Annotated in this window: 1 protein-coding gene; it reads right to left on the reverse strand. The window is 45.5% G+C overall.

Features of this window, described 5'->3' with window-relative positions:
* Positions 1-134: 134 nt before the first annotated feature.
* A complete protein-coding gene (locus DWY79_RS22400; protein ID WP_122370517.1) occupies positions 135-1,100 on the reverse strand; it encodes an IS110 family transposase in 966 nt (321 codons plus the stop codon).
* Between the last annotated feature and the right edge of the window lie 213 nt (positions 1,101-1,313).

The raw sequence follows: 1,313 nt of genomic DNA on the forward strand, positions 1-1,313 counted from the left end.
ATCATGAACTATAATAAGAAAATTGAATACGGTTAACGATAATTAGCATGATTATGCAATTTATCGTGCATGGAAAGCTCGTCGGGGCTGACAGCTCAGCCCCTTGCCGCATGGCGTTCCCTCCGCAGGAGCTGTTATGGCTTTTCAGATTTGAATCCATCGACATAGGGCTTTCCGTGAGTGACTACTGCGAAGGCTTGCCTTACGAGTTTGTTGGCGACCGCAATGACCGCCACCTTACCGGGCTTGCCGTTAGACCGTAAACGGTCGAAACAGGCCTTACACTCGGTATTAGACCTGAGAGAAGAGAAAGCCGCCACATAGAGCTGGCTTCTAAGGTTTGAATCCCCGTTTCGGTTGATGTGACCTTTGACATTGACTGACGTGCCGGATTGTTGGTAAGTAGGTGACAAGCCCAAATAACGGGTAAGCTGCTTGGCGTTATCAAAGTATGTGAACCCGCCGGTAGCTACAATGAGCGCGGTTGCCAGAGTGACACCGATACCTTTGATGGAGGTGAGCAGATCCATTTGTTTCTTGTATTCGCCCTGTGCCAACGAAGCGAGTTTTTCCTCCATAGCCTTGATTTGCCTTTCAAGGAAACCAATTGTTTTTTCAATGGTTTTCTTGCATTCAGGGTCGAAATGAGGCAGAACTTCCATTGAACCTTTAAGGTTGCGTGTGGCTACAAGTTGTTTTTTGAGTTGCCGTAGAACCGTTCGCTTCTGCTTTAAGACAAGAATCGAGTCACTGCGTAGCTTGTAAGGAGTCGGCTGCATTCTCTCACCGTACAAGGCTATCAGGCGGGCGTCAATCTCGTCCGTCTTGGTGACAGTGAGCATGACACGTGCGAAGTTTTTTATCTTCAGAGGATTCTCCAGACTGACGGTGATACCCGCCTCTGAAAGCAGATAAACGAGCAACGCGCTGTAATTGCCTGTTGCTTCCAGCACGCAATGATGTTCGGCGGCTGAAATGGTTTGGACGAACTCATGAATACCTTTTACGGTATTCTTAAATGTTTTCGTTTTACTTGTCTTTGCTGACGAATAAGCGACAACGAAAGTCGCCTTGCTGACATCGATTCCAACGTAAGTCATGGTCTGAATGTTTTTTAAACAACATCTGTACATCATGAGCCATCATTGCGAATGCGGGGTCTAAAAGCCCATTGAACTATCCGGTTTCTGATGTATAAAGTGTGGGGACAGAACATGATTCACGGTCTTTATGACTAATGAAAACTCGGTCTTATTCCACACTTTGATGTTGAATGTTTATGCAAATTTATAACGATAAATTATTATACAATG

Origin of the sequence: Parabacteroides sp. AF27-14, assembly GCF_003635425.1 — a bacterium.
Lineage (GTDB): Bacteria > Bacteroidota > Bacteroidia > Bacteroidales > Tannerellaceae > Parabacteroides > Parabacteroides distasonis.

What these genes read in the sequence shown, in the direction of transcription:
- DWY79_RS22400 (WP_122370517.1), bottom strand. Translation starts at nt 1,100, where the DNA reads ATGACTTACGTTGGAATCGATGTCAGCAAGGCGACTTTCGTTGTCGCT.